The organism is Frankia sp. R82 (genome assembly GCF_023716925.1).
Lineage (GTDB): Bacteria > Actinomycetota > Actinomycetes > Frankiales > Frankiaceae > Frankia.
Genome location: NZ_JAMQQG010000201.1, coordinates 1 through 585 on the forward strand (window position 1 = coordinate 1; position 585 = coordinate 585).

1 pseudogene is annotated in these 585 nt (G+C 66.0%); it reads left to right on the forward strand.

The window, feature by feature from the left end:
• Positions 1-124: 124 nt before the first annotated feature.
• A pseudogene (locus ND747_RS16605) lies at positions 125-313 on the forward strand (IS1380 family transposase); the annotation flags it as partial.
• Between the last annotated feature and the right edge of the window lie 272 nt (positions 314-585).

The window sequence follows — 585 nt, forward strand, 5'->3', positions numbered from 1 at the left end:
CCACCATCCGCATACCTCATACCAGCGGCAAGCCCCGAGCACGGTCCGGCCATACCCGGACAGACCGGATGTGATCAGACAGACCCCGACCATTCAAGCTCTGTAGCTGCACCCAGCTGCTCGCCTCACCGACCAGCTCGCACGACGCTGGGAACCGAAACGCCCACGCCACCGCCTGTTCTGGCTGGCAAGACGTCTTGCCCGGCACGCTCGCCACCCGTCACCCGTGCTGTACCTGGGCGCCCAGCACCGCTGGACCCCACTGGCCGTCCAGGCGATCAACACACTGCGCGCGCTGCCCACCCCCGGATAACCGGGACCACCGGCCTCCCACCCCATCGACCAGGACAAACCATTCGGGACGTGGACCGGACGCCCGCCCCGCGCGAAAGCGGGCCCTCAGCCACGGCCACACCCCGACCGACCCGCAAAATTCAACATCAACAAAGGCGGGAGGCTAGCCCATGATCACACCCGACCAAGGCGCGAAGGTCTGGGCTAGGATCGGCCTAGCCTCGGGCTTTCACCGGGGTGATCGTCTGTTGGGTTGCCGCAAAGAGGAAAGTGCTCCTGAACAGGGAGGAT